This window comes from Rothia aerolata, from assembly GCF_014635585.1.
GTDB classification, from domain to species: Bacteria; Actinomycetota; Actinomycetes; order Actinomycetales; family Micrococcaceae; genus Rothia; species Rothia aerolata.
This window is the reverse complement of record NZ_BMDC01000004.1, coordinates 62,701-78,994: the sequence shown is the minus strand read 5'-3', so window position 1 is coordinate 78,994 and position 16,294 is coordinate 62,701. Positions and strand designations below refer to the sequence as shown.

The 16,294-nt window shown below is 51.4% G+C and carries 14 protein-coding genes; 10 read left to right on the top strand and 4 right to left on the bottom strand.

Annotated features, from left to right (window positions below):
- The first annotated feature begins 61 nt into the window (after positions 1-61).
- The 5 genes from IEV00_RS09820 to IEV00_RS09800 all read left to right on the top strand — a co-directional run bounded on the left by IEV00_RS09820 (position 62) and on the right by IEV00_RS09800 (position 6,354).
- Positions 62-982, top strand: a complete 921-nt coding sequence (locus IEV00_RS09820; RefSeq protein WP_188360191.1) for a carbohydrate ABC transporter permease — start codon at positions 62-64, stop codon at positions 980-982.
- Positions 983-991: 9 nt separating this feature from the next.
- Positions 992-1,933 carry a carbohydrate ABC transporter permease gene (locus tag IEV00_RS09815; RefSeq protein WP_188360190.1) on the top strand — a complete coding sequence of 314 codons (942 nt, stop codon included), beginning with the start codon at positions 992-994 and terminating at the stop codon, positions 1,931-1,933.
- 10 nt (positions 1,934-1,943) lie between these two features.
- Positions 1,944-3,311, top strand: a complete 1,368-nt coding sequence (locus IEV00_RS09810) for an ABC transporter substrate-binding protein (protein WP_188360189.1) — start codon at positions 1,944-1,946, stop codon at positions 3,309-3,311.
- Between the two features lie 26 nt (positions 3,312-3,337).
- A complete protein-coding gene (locus tag IEV00_RS09805; RefSeq protein ID WP_188360188.1) occupies positions 3,338-4,450 on the top strand; it encodes an ABC transporter ATP-binding protein in 1,113 nt (370 codons plus the stop codon).
- Positions 4,451-4,812: 362 nt separating this feature from the next.
- Positions 4,813-6,354, top strand: coding sequence for an AtzH-like domain-containing protein (locus IEV00_RS09800; RefSeq protein WP_188360187.1), 1,542 nt, complete (start codon positions 4,813-4,815; stop codon positions 6,352-6,354).
- Here IEV00_RS09800 and IEV00_RS09795 read toward each other — a convergent pair whose 3' ends face one another.
- From IEV00_RS09795 to allB, 4 genes are read right to left on the bottom strand one after another with little or no spacing between them, the layout of a single operon-like run.
- A complete protein-coding gene (locus IEV00_RS09795; RefSeq protein WP_188360186.1) occupies positions 6,355-7,188 on the bottom strand; it encodes a MurR/RpiR family transcriptional regulator in 834 nt (277 codons plus the stop codon).
- Positions 7,189-7,193: 5 nt separating this feature from the next.
- Positions 7,194-8,480 (bottom strand): allantoate amidohydrolase, encoded by a 1,287-nt coding sequence (locus IEV00_RS09790; RefSeq protein ID WP_229723184.1) that lies wholly within the window; start codon positions 8,478-8,480, stop codon positions 7,194-7,196.
- The gene (pucG, locus tag IEV00_RS09785) at positions 8,480-9,706 is read right to left on the bottom strand and encodes a pyridoxal-phosphate-dependent aminotransferase family protein (RefSeq protein ID WP_188360185.1); all 1,227 of its coding nucleotides are present in this window, start codon (positions 9,704-9,706) and stop codon (positions 8,480-8,482) included. The genes IEV00_RS09790 and pucG overlap by 1 nt, the downstream gene beginning before the upstream one ends.
- Positions 9,707-9,718: 12 nt before the next feature.
- Positions 9,719-11,071, bottom strand: a complete 1,353-nt coding sequence (allB, locus tag IEV00_RS09780; RefSeq protein ID WP_188360184.1) for an allantoinase AllB — start codon at positions 11,069-11,071, stop codon at positions 9,719-9,721.
- A 366-nt stretch (positions 11,072-11,437) separates the two neighbouring features.
- On the opposite strand from allB, the gene IEV00_RS09775 reads away from it, so the two are divergent.
- The 5 genes from IEV00_RS09775 to uraH all read left to right on the top strand — a co-directional run bounded on the left by IEV00_RS09775 (position 11,438) and on the right by uraH (position 16,289).
- Positions 11,438-12,961, top strand: coding sequence for an NCS1 family nucleobase:cation symporter-1 (locus tag IEV00_RS09775; protein WP_188360183.1), 1,524 nt, complete (start codon positions 11,438-11,440; stop codon positions 12,959-12,961).
- A 12-nt stretch (positions 12,962-12,973) separates the two neighbouring features.
- Entirely contained in the window at positions 12,974-13,702 is a 729-nt protein-coding gene (locus IEV00_RS09770) for an aspartate/glutamate racemase family protein (RefSeq protein WP_188360182.1), read from the top strand.
- 160 nt (positions 13,703-13,862) lie between these two features.
- Positions 13,863-15,236, top strand: a complete 1,374-nt coding sequence (locus tag IEV00_RS09765; RefSeq protein WP_188360181.1) for a cation:dicarboxylate symporter family transporter — start codon at positions 13,863-13,865, stop codon at positions 15,234-15,236.
- A gap of 244 nt (positions 15,237-15,480) precedes the next feature.
- On the top strand, positions 15,481-15,978 hold the full coding sequence (gene uraD, locus IEV00_RS09760; protein WP_188360180.1) for a 2-oxo-4-hydroxy-4-carboxy-5-ureidoimidazoline decarboxylase: 498 nt from the start codon (positions 15,481-15,483) through the stop codon (positions 15,976-15,978).
- Positions 15,975-16,289 (top strand): hydroxyisourate hydrolase, encoded by a 315-nt coding sequence (uraH, locus tag IEV00_RS09755; protein WP_188360179.1) that lies wholly within the window; start codon positions 15,975-15,977, stop codon positions 16,287-16,289. Before uraD ends, uraH begins: the two co-directional genes overlap by 4 nt.
- Positions 16,290-16,294: the final 5 nt, after the last annotated feature.

Here is a 16,294-nt window from a genome sequence, read left to right as displayed (position 1 = left end):
AGACCAACTAAAACGCACCAAAAATATCTAGCACTGAATACAAGAATTTTCAGGGGTCATTATGAGTACATCGGTTCGCGAATCAAAAGTTCGCACATCTGCTACCAGACGGAAGAGAGTTCAACAGCCTTGGCTGCCGTGGCTATTCTTAGCTCCAGCAGCAATTGGTTATGCAGTCTTTTATCTGTGGCCGCTTGTCCGGGGAATTTGGCTTTCTTTCACTTCCTTTAATCTGCTGACTCCCGCAGAGTTTGTGGGTCTCTCTAATTATGAACGTTTGGTTCGAGATCCTGTTTTCTGGAATTCTATGAAAGTGACGGTCTGGTACGTAGTACTTAACATCGGTATCCAGACCATAATGGCTTTGATGATTGCCCTGATGATGCATCGTCTGACCAGATCAACTTTCCTACGTGGTGTCGTTCTTTCTCCATATCTTGTCTCTAATGTGGTTGCGGCTCTTGTGTGGCTCTGGATTCTTGACACCCAGCTCGGCATCTTCAATCACTTACTTGAAAGTATAGGGCTGGAGCGTATCGGCTTCTTGACCGATGAAACGTGGGCGATTCCTACCATTGCCTTAATTAATGTGTGGAGGCATATGGGCTACACCGCGCTACTCATCTTTGCTGGTTTGCAGACTTTGCCAGAGTCAGTTTATGAAGCTGCTCGTACTGATGGTGCTGGCGAAACCCGTATTTTCTTTTCTATTACTTTGCCGCTATTGCGCCCTATTATGGCCCTTGTTCTGATTATGACGATTATTGGCTCGTTTCAGGTATTTGACACCGTGGCAGTGACTACCGGTGGTGGCCCCGCGAATGCGACTAATGTCTTGCAGGTATACATCTACGATATGGCATTTGGTCGTTTCCAGTTTGGTTATGCCTCAGCAATGTCTGTTGGACTATTAATCATCTTGGGCATTATTACATTTATTCAGTTCAAGCTTACCCGTGCGGGCGAGACAGATTTGGACTAGGAGTGCACTATGACATCAATTGGTGTTAAATCTACTGAGGTATCAAGGAAAAACAATCTGACAAAGCGCCGTAAGCGTAAAACAAATCCTGGAAAAGTTCTGGCCTGGGTTGCGATGATAATCGTGGTTTTGATCACCCTTTTCCCTTTTTATTGGATGTTGCGCACTGCACTTTCAACCAATGCCTCTCTTTATGCTGAGCCGGGTTCTTTCCTGCCGCCTGAATTCTCTACCGGCGGTTTTCAGAGGGTGTTTGGCACTCAGTCAGTTGAAGATGCTGTAGCTGAGGGTGGAACTGTCACTGATATGAACTTCTGGCGTTATATCCTTAATTCAACTATTGTGGCGACCTTAGTTACTGCTGGCCAATTACTTTTTTGTTCTATGGCTGCGTATGCATTTGCCCGCCTGAAGTTCAAAGGCAGAGATACAGTTTTTGGAATTTTTATCGCAGGTTTGATGATTCCCTCTATCTTTACCCTATTGCCTAATTTTGTTCTGATTAAAGAACTCGGATTAGTCGATAATGTGCTGGGTATCGCATTGCCCACTATGCTCATGACGCCCTTTGCTATCTTTTTCTTACGGCAATTTTTTATGAATATCCCTCGGGAGATTGAAGAGGCAGCTTTACTCGACGGTATCTCTCGCATTGGCATTTTCTTTAAAGTAATTATTCCTATGGCAGCGGCTCCTCTTGCTACTCTGGGGATTCTTACCTATATGACCGCTTGGAATGACTACTTCTGGCCTCTAATGGTTTCCTATACCGATCAATCCCGTGTGTTGACTGTTGCGTTGGGCATCTTCAGGGCACAGACTCCAACTTCGGGTACTGATTGGGCCGGGCTTATGGCTGCCACCTTGGTAGCAGCTGCTCCCATGATGGTTTTGTTCTCGCTTTTTGCTAAGCGAATTGTCAACTCTATCGGTTTTAATGGACTCAAGTAAGGGATCGGTTATGAACAGGAAATTACGTCGTTTTACTTCGCTTTCAGCTACCGCACTTTTGGCTCTGACCGGTTGCACCGCCTCTGATACTAATGGAGACAAAGCATCTTCAAATGTTATTGATTACTGGCTTTGGGATCCTGTTCAACAGGTGGCTTATGAACAGTGTGCCTCTGACTTCAACCAAAAGAATCCCAACTATGAGGTCAAGATTACTCAGTATGGCTGGGACGACTACTGGCAATTACTAACTGCAGGGTTTATTGCTGATACTGGTCCTGACGCATTTTCTGATCATGTTTCACAATATCCTCAGTTTGTTGATCTCAATGTAATCGAACCATTAGAGAAATATGAGGCTACTGCCGATGTGGACCCTAATGTGTTCCAAGATGAGTTGGTCGACTTATGGACGGGTCAGGATGGCAATTTGTATGGAATGCCTAAGGACTGGGATACTATTGCAGCCTTTTACAACCCTGAAACCCTTGAAAAAGCGGGCATTTCTCCCACAGAGCTTGATACATGGGAGTGGAACCCTCAGGATGGTGGTTCCTTTGAAGATATCATCGCGCACCTAACCGTTGATAAGAACGGTGTAAGAGGAGACGAACCTGGTTTCGATAAAAAGAACGTGGAGGTTTATGGGATCGGAATTAATGATTCCGGTGGCGGAACCTTCGGTCAAGGACAATGGGCCTCGTTTGTAGCTTCTAACGGTGGCAAAGTGGTCAATTCGCCTTCTTGGGGTGACCGCTACCAGTTCGATGATCCTAAGTTGCAGGAAGCTATAGATTGGTACTTTGGCCTAATTGATAAGGGTTATATGCCAGCTTATGGTCAGTTTAATAATAGTGATGGGGTGGTCAACCAATTGCTAAATGGCCATGTGGCGATTGCTTTTGATGGTTCTTGGATGAATGCAACTTATGCTGCTGGGGATATGGAGCTCGATACCGCGCGTTTCCCCGTCGGACCTGATGGTACTGCACCATCCATGATGAACGGTCTTGGCGATTCAATTGCTTCTAATTCTGATAATAAAGAAGGTGCAGCGGAGTGGATTGCTTACATGGCATCTAATGAATGTCAAACCAAGATCGCAGAAGCCGGTATTGTTTTTCCCTCGCGCAAGGACGCTGCGCCTGTGGCCTCTCAAGCTTTCGAGGAGATGGGTATCCCTGTTGAGGCATTTGAAGCCCCTGTAAATGAGGGTGAAACCATTCAGTTTCCTATCACTCACAATGGCCCTGATGTTCGAGCAATGCTTCTTCCTGCTTTTGAAGATATCTACGCAAATCGTGAGCCAGCTTCAAGCCTTACCCAAGTCAACGACGCCATTAACGTTATTTTCGAAACCAGTAGCGACAATAAATAGCTCTATTACTTTGAAAGGTCCATGTCATGGCCGGAATCAAGTTTGAAAACGTAGTCTGTCAGTACCCTGGGGCCGAGCGTCCCTCGGTTTCTAACCTTAATCTCGATATTGCAGACGGTGAATTTCTAGTGTTGGTGGGTCCATCTGGATGTGGTAAGTCCACTACCTTGCGTATGCTGGCGGGCCTAGAAGACGTCACCGATGGTTCAATTACTATTGGTGATGAAGATGTAACTTACGTTGCTCCTAAAGACCGAGATATTGCAATGGTTTTTCAGAACTATGCGCTTTATCCTCATATGACCGTACGAGAAAATATCGCTTTCTCCTTGAAGGTTGCTAAGTTTCCCAAAGATAAGATTAACCGACGAGTTGAAGAGGCAGCTCGCCTATTGGACTTGACTCAGTACCTTGACCGTAAACCTAAGGCACTTTCGGGTGGACAACGCCAGCGTGTAGCAATGGGACGAGCCATCGTGCGTGAACCTCGTGCTTTCCTCATGGACGAGCCTCTCTCTAATCTAGATGCAAAACTACGTGTACAGACCCGTACACAAATTTCCGAACTCACTCGCCAGTTAGGCGTTACCACTGTTTATGTGACTCACGATCAGACTGAAGCGATGACTATGGGCGATCGCGTAGCGGTATTGAAAGATGGCGTTCTGCAACAAGTAGATACGCCGAGTAACCTCTATGATCATCCTGCTAATGAGTTTGTAGCTGGTTTTATTGGTTCACCATCTATGAATATCTTCCGTTGCAGCGTTGATGCGGAAGGCGCTCGTATGGGTAATACTGTGATTCCGCTAAGTGAAAAGCATCGAGCTGCGCTGTCTAGCGATACTATTTCCGTCGGTGTGCGCCCTGAGGATGTCAAGATTGTTTCGGAAGACCAGGGCTTTCCTGTGCATGTTGATTTGGTTGAGGAACTCGGAGCAGACGCTTATGTGTATGCAACGATTCCTCGTTCTGTACCTGTCGAACTGGTGCAAACTAGCGAAGAACGCCCTGCGCAGGTAATCCTGCGTGTCCCCGGCCGCTCCGATATCAAACAATTTGATCGGTTATTTATTTCGCCTGAGGGACACGCCCATATGTTTGATGTTAAAACTGGGCAGAATTTGGATCTTCTTTAGTTTTCTCACATGAATTTAATCCGTACTTCCCTCATGCTAATGAGAAATGAGGGAAGTACGGGTTATTTCTTAAAACCACCGGAGGTCGCGCGGTAGCCCCCCAATACAGCAGGTCATCGTAGGTAAGTAAGGACAACATGGGCCAGGCTCTAGTGCTTCCCTCCGTTTTTGACGGCTTGACCCCACCAATTTGGCTTGAGTGGAATTTACTCAGAAGGTTCGACTGAAGAACTTACCTACCTCAGAGTTCAACATTTTTGAAATATATATTTCATGTAACCGTTCTGTTTCCTTCGGCTTGCCTTCTGCCTTAAGGGCCAAAATGGTCTTAATCTAAGGATAAGAAGAGAAGGGGCAGCCATATGACAGATTCCACCTTGCTTGAGTCGGTACACGCTTACGAAAAGGCACTGGCTGAAAATGACCTAGAGAAGCTGGCTGACTTTTTCGAGAGCGGTGAGGAAACCATTCGCGGGGACGAAAAGGCTCTACTGGTGGGCAGTGAACAGATTCAGCAGTTTCGCACTACCCGTGGAGGAATTCAGCAACGTACCCTCGAAAATATTGAAATTAGGAATCTTACCGAGAGCCTAGCCCTTGTAGTTTCAGTTTCAAAATTCGCCCGAGGCGGGCACGGTTTACAGACCCAGCTTTGGCGTAAGAGTGAGCCCATAGGAGATGAAACGAAAGTTTCACAGTGGCGGATTGCTGCCGCACACGTGAGCAGTAAGCCAAAGCCTTTTGACACTTCCCTGTGGCGTGTGGTGGGGGATCCACTGATTCAGACCCGCAAAGCGGAGGGTCTTCTCACAGGTCTTTCCGTTGCGGTGAAGGATCTCTTTGCCGTTGCTGGCCAGCCCATTGGTGCGGGCAATCCTGCGTATCTTGCAGAGCAGGAACCTGAAACCACCACCGCTCCGGCTCTACAGGCTTTGCTCGATTCAGGCGGATCTGTTCGTGGCATTGCCCGCACAGATGAGTTTGCCTACAGTATTGCCGGCCTCAACGACCACTATGGCGCTCCCCGCAACGGCGCTAACCCACTGTTAATCCCTGGCGGTTCGGCCAGCGCGGTAGCTAACGGTTTAGCAGATATTGGTCTGGGCACAGATACCGCGGGTTCGGTTCGTGTGCCAGCCTCCTACCAGGGGCTTTGGGGCTTGAGGACGACGCACGGTACGGTCAGCCGCGATAATCTTCTTCCTCTTGCGCCCAGTTTCGATACGGTGGGCTGGCTGACTCGTGATGCTGAAACTATGTATCAAACTACCTCCGTGTTCTTTGAGGCTGAGCAGAAGCTGAGTCCTCAAACTCTTACCGTGGCTAGTGAGTTTTTGGAGCTGTGTGAGCCAGAGACGGTAGAGAAGTTCTGGGCGGAGCTTTCGGCGCGGAGGCTGAGCCACGAGACTATTTCTCTTCAAGACCACGGTGTTAAGAAGCCCGCCGAGTTGTACGAGATTTTCCGCCTGGTACAGTGTGGAGAGGCTTGGGAGTCTTGGGGAGCCTGGGTTAAGGAGCATCCCGGTGCTTTGGGCGAAGCTGTTGAGCAGAGGTTTCTGACGGCTCGCGATACAGACCGCGAAAAGATTGAAGTAGCCCAGCGGGATTTTCGTCATCAGAAGGAACTCATTAACCGGCTCACCAACGAGAAAGTATTTGCTCTGCCCACTGTTCCAGGTGCTGCTCCTCGTCTGGGTGCGAGTGCCGAAGAGATTAATATGGTCCGTGCCAACACTCTTTCCCTGACTGCTTTTGCCGGAATTGGTGGCCTGCCCGGCCTGTCAGTGCCTCGGTTAGAGGTGGAGACATCGGTGGGCAAAGCCCCGGTGGGCATTTGCCTGGTAGCTGCCGCCCATACTGATCTAGCCCTGGTGGAGTGGGCCAGGAGAACTTTTGTAGACTAGCTAGTTTTCCAGCTCGCTCAAGCTCTCGTAGAGGGCGGTGACTCGCTCAACGTGGGCGGCGCCGTCCTCTTCTTTTTCTAGTACCTCGTTGGCGAAGACGGATACGAAGCTCATGTGGGCCGCATAGCTGTCGAAAGCTCCGCTGGTTTCTACGGGTATTTCGAGGGAGATGTCTGCTTTGCCGGAATAGCGGCGACCACTCGGGTCGGTGAGCAGGGCAAAGGTGCCGGGTAAGTTGGCGCAGGCTTTTACCAGCTCACGGAAATTATTGGTGCGGCGGCGCACGCCGCAGAGAATCACCAGGTCATCGGGGCCAAGCTGGGCTAGTTCTTCTGCCAGAGACTGACCAGCGGTAGGCACCATCACTACCCGGTCACGGGCTTGAATGAGCTGGTTGCGCAGGTGCAGGCCCAAGGTGAAGTTGTTGCGGAAGCCAATAATTACAATCTTGGCGGCAGAGACAGCCGCAGAAACCAGCTCCGAGTAGTCAGCACCGGTATAAAGAGAAGCCGAACGTTGAATAAGTTCCATTTCGGCGCTGATTCGCTCAGAGTATTCGGTAGGGGCGCCGGCAACCGGAACACCCCGAGATCGCTGTGACCGAGCGTGTTCTTTAACCTGGGAGAAAGACTCAAACCCTAACGAACGGTAAAGCCGCGAGACGGTAGGGCGAGAGACCCCGCTTTTATTCGCAATTTCAGCGGAGCTATACAGCGCTAGGTCCTCTAAGTTTTCCAGAATAGTTTGGGCGGCTTTGCGCTCCTGCGCGGAAAGCTGCTCATACTTTTCTTGAATGCGGGTTTCGATTAGGTTGGTCTCAGTCACAGCACCCATTGTAGCTACTTTGCTAGGGCTTCGACTGCCCGCGAGAAGGCGGCCAGGGCCGCCATAACATCGTCATGGCGTACGTCTTCGTGGCGGTTATGGCTGATACCGCCCTTACAACGCAGAAAGAGCATGCCTACGTCTACTGCTTTCTCCATGGCCATGGCATCGTGGCCGGCTTTGGAGTACATATGAGGCACACTCTCAACCGCCGGTTGCGTGGGCAGCGCCGCCGCGACTCCCTGCGCGATAACCCGCTGTAGGTGCGGAGCGCAGTAGGCCGTGGACGCCGAGTGGTTAAGTTCCCAGCTCACCGTGAGTTTTCGCGCTGAGGCAGTGGCTCGCACAGACTCGGTAATCGCTTCAAAAGCAGAGTCGCGTGCTTCATCTGAAGCCGCACGTAAGTCCAGCGAGAACTCAACGAGACCGGGCACTACGTTCACCGCACCGTCCACGACTTCGAGCTCACCCACGGTGGCAATAACTTCGTGTTCGCGGCCGATTGTCTCGATATCGAGCACCATTTGAGAGGCGCCTACCAGGGCATCCTGACGGTACTCGTAAGGGGTGCCGCCGGCATGGCGGGACTCGCCGGTTACGGTGAAGGTCAGGCGTTGTGCACCGGCAATAGAGGTGACCACGGCCAGAGGCTGGTCATCGGCCTCAAGGTAGGGGCCCTGTTCAATGTGGGCTTCAAGGTAGCCCACCGTCTTGGCCGGATCAATTGCAGCTTCACCAATCCGCTCGGGATCCAGTCCAAACTCCACGAAAGCCTGCCGCATGGTAATACCGTTTTCGTCTTCAATATCCCACCAGTCAGGGTTCCACTGACCTGCCATAGCCGAAGACCCCAGCAGGGTAGCGCCAAAGCGCACACCCTCTTCATCGGCAAAAGCCAGCACCTCAAGGTTGAAGGGCAGGTCCTTCCCGCAAAGATATTCTGCCACCTCAATCGCCAGGGTCACGCCCAAAATACCGTCATACTTACCGGCATCGGGCACAGTATCAAGATGAGAACCCAGGTAGAGGGTAGGAGCATCGGGCATGGAGCTAGCCAGCACACCGTGCAGGGTACCAGCGGCATCAACGAAGGTTTCTAGTCCAGCTGAGCGCATCCACTCAGCGGCGAGATCATTATGCTTACGGTGCTCAGGAGTCAAATAAATACGTTCAATACCGCCGTCCATGGCAGAAATCGCAGAAACCTCAAAACAGCGGTCAATCGCACGCTCCGCGGCATTCCACCACTGCGCATTATGCTCGGTCAGGGCATTGTGTTCACGAATCTGTGCCTGTTCCACTAGATACCCACCTCGGTGTAGTAATCGAAAGCGGCACCGGTGCCACCGCCTGCAACCACCGAAGCACCCGAGCGCTTAAGCTGCGCTTCCAAAGCTGCTAAAGTGGTCAGCACCGTATCTTTACGCGCGTTGTACCCCATGGTGCCAATACGCCAGATCTTGCCGTGGAGAGGGCCAAACGAAGTACCGATTTCGATACCAAAGTTATTGAGCAGACCGGCTCGAACGTCCTCGCCATTCACACCTTCAGGAATATAAACTCCCAGCACATTATTCATCTTGTGCTCAAGGTCGCCAAAGAGTTCCAACCCCAGAGCCTTCACGCCTTCAAGCATGGCGCGACCGTGGTGATAGTGGCGCTGCACTGCCTGTTCCATGCCTTCTTCGCTGAGAATACGAGCGCACTCACGCGCCGCATACAGCATAGAAGTTGCCTCGGTATGATGGTTGAGTCGAGAAGGGCCCCAGTAGTCCATTACCTGAGCCAAATCGAAATAGTTGGAACGGATTCGATCCACCTCATCAAAAACCTGCTCTTTAGAGGCGATACCCGCTTCGATCACTTTGCGGGAGTTAATCACCTCAACAGCTTTCTCCGAGAGGGTGATGGGCGAAGAGCCTGAGGGGCCAGCCAGGCATTTCTGCAAACCGGCGGTAGCGGCGTCAATCTTCCACTCATCAACCTTCAAATCGTTACCACCAATGGAAGCTGTGGCATCGGTGTAGAAGAGCACGCCGTGCTTCTCGCAGATCTCGCCAACACCCTCTAGGGGCTGGTTCATGGTGGTTGAGGTATCGCCCTGTACCAGGGCCAGTACCTTGGGCCTCTCCTCAACAATGGCCTGTTCAATCTGCTCGGGGGTGAACACCGTGCCCCACTCAATCTCACGCACAGCAACCTCGGCACCGGCACGTTGGGCGATCTCCTGCAAGAGCAAACCAAAACGGCCAAAAGAGGGAACCAATACCTTGTCACCGGGCTTAATCAGCGAAACAAGAGCCGCCTCAATACCGGCACGCGAGGTACCATCTATCAGAAAAGTCTGCTCGTTCTCAGTCTGAAAAACAGTGCGGAAGAGTTGCATGGTCTCGTTCATGTAGTCGGTCATCACCGGATCATACTGACCAACCAACGCAGCCGAAATCGCCCGGTGCACGCGGGGATCAGCGTTAATGGGGCCGGGGCCCATCAGAAGACGGTAGGGAGGGTTAATCATGTCAGTCATCGGTTTTCTTCCTTACTTGGCCTCTGCCGGGGAAAAGTCTGTGGTTGTGGTCAGAAAAGTACCGCGGCGGGGAGCGAACTGACCGAGGGCATAAACGGTCTCGCCCCGCACTATCGTTGCCTCAACGCGTCCCTGCAGGCGAGCGCCGTCATAGGCCGAAATCGGATTTTTGTGCTGCAGGTCGTGAGCGTTGATGGTCTGCTCGGCCAGCGGGTTATAGATAAGAAAATCTGCATCTGCTCCCACTTCTAGGCGACCCTTTTGGCTGAGGCCTACCAGGTTTGCGGGTGAAGCACTCATCCACTGCGCTACCTTCTCTAGCGGGATACCGCGCTTGGTTGCCTCTGCCGCTACCGCTGTGAAGCTCACCTGCAGACCGGCTACGCCGCCCCAGGCCCGCACCAGATCGCCGTCGGCGTTGAACTTCTGCTCGGCATCGGCGGGAGAGTGGTCTGAGACAATCAAATCTAGGGTTCCGTCGAGCAAGCCCCGCCAGAGTGCATCTTGCTGGCTCTTGCTACGAATCGGTGGACAACACTTAAACTGCGATGCGCCGTCTGGAATTTCTTCTGCCACAAAGGTCAGGTAATGGGGGCAGGTTTCAGCGGTAATCGGCAGACCTGCCTTCTTGCCTTGAGTAATAACCTCAAGTGCTTCCGCTGATGAAACGTGCAGAATATGGGTGCGGCAGCCGGTCTTTTCAACGTTTCTCAGCACCATTTCGATAGCCTGCACTTCAGCTAGCGGCGGGCGCGAATCGGCAAAGGCGGTATAGGACGTCGCTGACTCAAGAGCATGCGCTTCGATGGTTTCTGCGTGTTCGGCGTGAATAACCAGTAGCGAGTCTAAACGCTTAATTTCGCGCATTCCCTCATAAAGGGTTTGCTCATCAACCGAAGGAAATTCCTCTACTCCCGAATCAAGGGTGAAGCATTTGAAACCGAAGACTCCGGCCTTTACCAGGTCTTTGAGCTCTCCCAGGTTGCCGGGTACCAAGCCGCCCCAGAAACCGGTATCAACGTAAATCTGCTTCTCAGCCACCTGTTTTTTGAGCTTGAGAGCGCCTTCGGTGGTGGTGGGGGGAATGGAGTTCAACGGCATATCGATGACGGTGGTAGCACCTCCGGCTGCCGCTGCCCTAGTACCTGATTCAAAGCCCTCCCAGTGGGTGCGGCCCGGTTCGTTGAGATGAACGTGAGTGTCTACAACACCGGGAAAGAGCAGGTAATTCTCATCAACAAAGATGTCTTGCTCACGCGGTTCGTAGCTATCAATAGCAGAGATCTTTCCGTTCTCAACGGTAATGCTTGCGGGCTGAAACCTGCCCTCAAGAAGAGCTTGAGTTGCGGAGATGCGCTGAGGCATTGAGGAATCTCCTGTCATTGATCTAGGTGGGTGTCTGCTCTCCACTGTAGAAGCGGCACAAGTCGAGTCGATTACTCAAAAGTAACAGTAGTGTTTCAAATTTAAGGATTATGGAATATTAATTTCACAGAAGTTTCCGAGCAGTATGAAATTATTATTTCATCTTCTTGCTCAAATCAATGCTTGGGTGGGTCGAAAATACGTAGCTGACTAGAGGTGTAGCCCACCAATTTACATTTTGAAAACACAATTTTTTCTCAGGCGCAACAGCTGGTTATCTTTCTGAAATTTTAGTTTCTTAGAGTGGATGGTGAAAAAACACAGACCGCTAGCCCTGTCGAAAGACCAGCCCAAGGGAGAAACCCCATGCGTTTGAGCACTACCACGCAGCCCATTGTTAAGGCAGATAGAGCGCAATATGATCCAACCCTCTACAACGAAGATATTGTCCCGCTCAAAGAACAAAGGTGGGGATCCTACAACATCTTCGCCTTCTGGATGAGCGACGTCCACTCAGTCGGCGGTTACGTTACTGCAGGCTCCCTTTTCGCGCTGGGTCTTTCCAGCTGGCAGGTTCTCGTCTCCCTCTTCATCGGCATTGTGCTGGTTCAGATTTTTGTGAATCTGGTGGCTAAGCCCTCGCAGGTAACCGGCGTACCTTACCCCGTGATCAACCGAGCCATCTTCGGCATTAAGGGCGCGAACATTCCGGCCATCATTCGAGGCATCATCGCAATTGCCTGGTACGGTGTGCAAACCTTCCTCGCATCAGAATCCCTGGCAATCATCCTGCTCAAGTTCTGGCCCTCCCTCGCACCCTACTACGATGTTGACCAGCACAGCTTTCTCGGGCTCTCTCCGGTCGGCTACCTCTGCTACTTTATTCTCTGGCTGGCACAGGCGATCCTCTTCTGGAACGGCATTGAATCAATCCGCAAATTCATCGACTGGGCAGGCCCGGCAGTCTACGTCGTCATGATTGTCCTGGCCGGTTACCTGGTTTCCCAGGCCGGCGTAAACAACATCTCCCTCAACCTCTCCAACGGCCCCGTACTTGGCTTCGCAGAATCCATTCCGGTCATGCTCACCGCTATTGCCCTGGTTGTTTCATACTTCTCTGGCCCCATGCTAAACTTCGGCGATATCTCCCGCTTCGCAAACTCCTACGAGGCAGTCAAGAAGGGCAACTTCTGGGGTCTTCCGGTCAACTTCCTCTTCTTCTCCCTGCTCACCGTGATCACCGCATCGGCTACCATGCCGGTCTTTGGCCAGCTGATGACCGACCCCATCGAGACCGTCAACGCAATCGGCACCCCCTTCGCTATTATTCTGGGTGGCTTCACCTTTATGCTGGCCACTGTGGGTATCAACATTGTGGCTAACTTTATTGCCCCCGCCTTTGACTTTTCCAACGTTGCTCCCCACAAAATTTCCTGGCGAGCAGGCGGCTTCATTGCGGCCGTCGGCTCCATCTTTCTCACACCCTGGAACTGGTATGCCAATGATCAAGCAATCCACTACACCCTGGGTCTGCTGGGCGGATTGATTGGCCCCCTTTTCGGCATTCTGATTGCCGGCTACTACAAGGCAGCCCGAGAGTCAGTCAAAGTAGCTGATCTTTATACCCGAAACCCACAGGGCCTCTACTGGTTCTCCGGTGGCTACAATAAAAACGCTCTGTTTGCCCTGATTGCCGCAGCGATTCCAGCTATCGCGGCAATTCTGGCATCACCTCTGGTTCCCGGTCTGAGCTGGTTAGCAGACTTTAGCTGGTTTATTGGTTGCGGAATCAGCTACGCAGTCATGGTCGCCTGTGAAAAGAAGAACCCCCAAATCAAGCCCGCTCTTGCTGCGAGTACACCCGAAGCCGACCAGCTGATTACCAAATAGAAAGTTCTCAGAGTGAAAATCAAGGTTATTAACCCCAATACCACCCAGTCCATGACCAGGCTGATTGAGCGCTCCCTCTTTACTTACGCAGTCGAGATCGACCTGCAGGTAGTCTCGCCAAGCATGGGGCCGGCATCCATCGAGTCTCACTATGACGAAGCGCTTTCGGTACCCGGTCTACTCGCCGAGATTAAATCCGGACTGGACTGGGGTGCAGACGCCTTTGTGGTGGCCTGCTTTGGTGATCCCGGTATTGAGGCTGCCCGCGAGATCTCCCCGGTGCCGGTAATCGGTATTGCCGAGGGCGCTTTTCACGTAGCTTCTCTGCTGGGCGGAAAATTCTCGATTGTTACCACCCTGGCACGCACCATTGGCCGCGCAGAGTACCTTTTACATGAGACCGGACTGGGTGCTCGCTGTGCCGGTGCGCACGCCTGCGATATAGCGGTGCTGGATTTAGAAAAGCCTGAGTCTAACGCTCTGGAGACCATAATTGAGGCCTCGCGTGCGGCTCTTGCAGCCGACGAAAGCCATGCTGTGGTTCTGGGATGCGCGGGTATGGCTGAATACGTTGATGAAGTTTCTGCCGCAATTGGTGCTCCGGTGGTGGACGGCGTGAGCGCGGCGCTGCTGCTCGCCAAGACTTTGGTCTCACTGGGGCTTAGGCCCGCCAAGAAGGGCGAACAAGACTTCCCGCCCGCTAAGCGATACACAGGACTGCTGAAAGATTTCGCGGTCTAAAATCTCATTTTGTGCGGTCGCCGAGAGGTGCCTCGGCACCATGTTTAAATACCCTGCTCCCACCTGCAAAAAAATATGAAACAAAGTTGTTACTCAACTGATTTAGACGTGAAACTATACGTTGACTAGTGTGAAAACCTAATTTTGTATCTTGGGTTTTATGAAACAAAAGATGCAAAAAACCTTCTCATCCCTATTTTTTCAACTCGGCGTAGCTATTCTTCTGGGAACTCTCATTGGTCACTTTTGGCCTACCACAGGTGCAACACTCAAGCCCCTCGGTGATGGCTTTATACAGCTCATCAAAATGGTGATCTCCCCCATTGTTTTTCTCGTAGTTGTCACCGGCATTGCCAAGGCTGGCGATATGAAAGCTGTGGGGCGCGTAGGCGTTAAGGCTCTGGCATACTTTGTGGTAGTCTCCACAATTGCCCTAATCTTCGGCATGGCTATGGCCTATATTTTCAATCCCGGTTCAGGCTTGAACATTGATCCATCAAGTCTTGACTCCAGCGTTCTTGATGAAAAAACTTCTGCAGAAAAACCAGGTGGTTTCGCAGAATTTTTGCTGGGAATGCTTCCGGTTAGCGTCATCGGCGCCTTTGCGGAGAATGAAATCCTGCAAATCCTTGTATTCTCGGTACTCTTCGGCCTGGGGATAGTAGCTGTTGGCCAAGAAAAATGTGCGCAGCTCATCGCTTTCTTCGACACCGTTCTTTCAATCTTCTTCAAGATTATGAACTGGATTATGCGAATCTCACCATTGGGTGCCTTCGGAGCCATTGCATTTATTATTGGCCAGTACGGAATTGAAACAATCGGCACCTACGTCAAACTCATCATCGCTTGCTATGTTTCAGCGGTTCTCTTCATTCTACTTCTGGGCGGAATCGCCCGATGTGGCGGCGGCGTAAGCCTGTGGAAGTTCTTCCGCTTTACCAAGGATGAATACCTTCTAGCTCTGGGTACAGCCTCCACCGAAGCTGTTATGCCTCGCATGATGGATAAGCTCAATCGTGCAGGATGCTCTCGCACTACTACCGGCCTGGTATTCCCTACCGGTTACTCATTCAATATGGATGGTTCAGCCATCTACCTCTCAATCTCTCTGGTCTTTATGACTCAGGCATTCGGCGTGGATCTCTCCTTGAGTCAGCAGATTACTGCTTTGGCGGTGTTGCTGTTGACTTCGAAGGGGATGGCCGGCGTTCCTGGCTCTGCCTTCTTGGCCCTGTCTGCAACCTCTGCAGCTCTGGGACTTTTCCCGGTATCAGGTGTAGCGCTGATGCTTGGAGCCGACAGACTCATGGATTCCATGCGAGTGGTTGTAAACCTGACAGGTAATTGCGTGGCTACATTTGTAGTAGATCGCTGGGAGGGCAAGCTCAACCTCAATCAGGCACATGCAGTTCTTGGTTCACGAGAAACTGGCAAAGATACATCTGTCCCTTTCCGAGAGTCTGATGACGATCAAGGTATCACTCAGGAACTTGAGAAAATTCTGAGCGATTCCAAGAAAGAATCTAAGGTCTAAAAGCACTGAATCTTTTGTTTCATGAGATTCCCGAGAGACCATTTATCCCCCGTTTTGACTAGGCAGAACGGGGGATAAATGGCATTTAGGTGGGGTGTAAAAACCACACCACAGGTATGTGAAATTCAGATTACAGAAACTAAAAATACTGAAACTTAGCATTTACGCCAGAGAAACTGCCCCGAAGTCTCACTTTTCTAAGCTGGTGCCAACACAACAGACCACCACACCTTCGGGAGCTTCCATGAACCTCAAAGAGTTCAACGAAACTTCAAGCGCAGATTTGCAACCGCACCTGAAAGCCTGCGTTTCCATTCCAGCTTTCAGTCACGCACTCATCAACCAACGGCCCTACCTCAACCGCCAGGATCTACTGGAAACAGCTAAGGCAAATATCGCCACCTGGTCAGCAGAGGAAGTAACCGAAGCCCTCAGTCAGCATCCCCGCATTGGTGAGAAGAAAGCCCCCGAGAATCTCAGCGTGGTCGAAGCAGAAAACAGCAGGCAGGAACAGCAGGGTGTTCAAGACTCTGATCTGAGCACCTGGGAATCAGCCAATGCCAGTTACGAGAAACAATTTGGGCACGTATTCCTAATTCGCGCGGACGGCAGAGATAGTGCCGAAATGCTCTCAGAACTCAAACGTCGCATGAAAAATTCTCCCCAGCAAGAAGAGCTTGAACGCAAACAGCAGCTGGGAGAAATTTCCCTGCTCCGCCTTGAGAAGTTGGTGAACGCATGAGCTTTCTCAGCACCCACATTCTTGATACGGCCAACGGATCACCGGCCGAGGGGCTCACTGTTCATCTGTTCAGCGGCGAACAAAAGATAGCCAGCGGAACTACAGATTCTGACGGACGTATTTCAGACCTCGGTCCTGATCAGCTTGAAACCGGCGACTACACCCTGGTCTTTGAAATAGGCGATTACTACCCCCGAACCAGCTTCTGGAACTCAGTCAGCCTTACGGTCTCTCTCGTACAAGAAACCGGTCATTATCATATTCCCCTTCTTCTCTCCCCCTATTCCATCTCAAGTTATCGCGGTAGCTAAAGGCA

Excerpts from the sequence above, each read along its gene's own strand:
- IEV00_RS09820 (WP_188360191.1), top strand. The coding sequence starts at position 62 with ATGAGTACATCGGTTCGCGAATCAAAAGTTCGCACATCTGCTACCAGA.
- IEV00_RS09815 (WP_188360190.1), top strand. The coding sequence starts at position 992 with ATGACATCAATTGGTGTTAAATCTACTGAGGTATCAAGGAAAAACAAT.
- IEV00_RS09810 (WP_188360189.1), top strand. The coding sequence starts at position 1,944 with ATGAACAGGAAATTACGTCGTTTTACTTCGCTTTCAGCTACCGCACTT.
- IEV00_RS09805 (WP_188360188.1), top strand. The coding sequence starts at position 3,338 with ATGGCCGGAATCAAGTTTGAAAACGTAGTCTGTCAGTACCCTGGGGCC.
- IEV00_RS09800 (WP_188360187.1), top strand. The coding sequence starts at position 4,813 with ATGACAGATTCCACCTTGCTTGAGTCGGTACACGCTTACGAAAAGGCA.
- IEV00_RS09795 (WP_188360186.1), bottom strand. The coding sequence starts at position 7,188 with ATGGGTGCTGTGACTGAGACCAACCTAATCGAAACCCGCATTCAAGAA.
- pucG (WP_188360185.1), bottom strand. The coding sequence starts at position 9,706 with ATGACTGACATGATTAACCCTCCCTACCGTCTTCTGATGGGCCCCGGC.
- allB (WP_188360184.1), bottom strand. The coding sequence starts at position 11,071 with ATGCCTCAGCGCATCTCCGCAACTCAAGCTCTTCTTGAGGGCAGGTTT.
- IEV00_RS09775 (WP_188360183.1), top strand. The coding sequence starts at position 11,438 with ATGCGTTTGAGCACTACCACGCAGCCCATTGTTAAGGCAGATAGAGCG.
- IEV00_RS09765 (WP_188360181.1), top strand. The coding sequence starts at position 13,863 with ATGAAACAAAAGATGCAAAAAACCTTCTCATCCCTATTTTTTCAACTC.
- uraD (WP_188360180.1), top strand. The coding sequence starts at position 15,481 with ATGAACCTCAAAGAGTTCAACGAAACTTCAAGCGCAGATTTGCAACCG.
- uraH (WP_188360179.1), top strand. The coding sequence starts at position 15,975 with ATGAGCTTTCTCAGCACCCACATTCTTGATACGGCCAACGGATCACCG.